This window comes from Pseudomonas agronomica (assembly GCF_025917275.1).
Classification (GTDB): Bacteria; Pseudomonadota; Gammaproteobacteria; order Pseudomonadales; family Pseudomonadaceae; genus Aquipseudomonas; species Aquipseudomonas agronomica.
The window spans coordinates 1-218 of the sequence record NZ_JAOSHO010001178.1; the positions used below are offsets into that span (position 1 = coordinate 1).

Here is a 218-nt window from a genome sequence, read left to right on the forward strand (position 1 = left end):
CGGCCGGGTCATCGTGCTTGAACGCGAGTCGCATCCGGCCTACCACTCCACCGGCCGTTCGGCGGCCTTGTACACCGCCGCTTATGGCACGCCACAGGTACGCGCGCTGACCCAGGCCAGCCGGGATTTCTTCGACGCCCCGCCAACCGGCTTTTGCGAGCATCCGCTGCTCACGCCGCGCGGCGAAATGACCGTGGATTTCACCGGTGACCCGGCCG

The 218-nt window shown here is 68.3% G+C and carries 1 pseudogene; it reads left to right on the forward strand.

The annotated features are described in order from the left end of the window. Positions 1-218, forward strand: a pseudogene (locus OC610_RS29455) (FAD-dependent oxidoreductase); the annotation flags it as partial.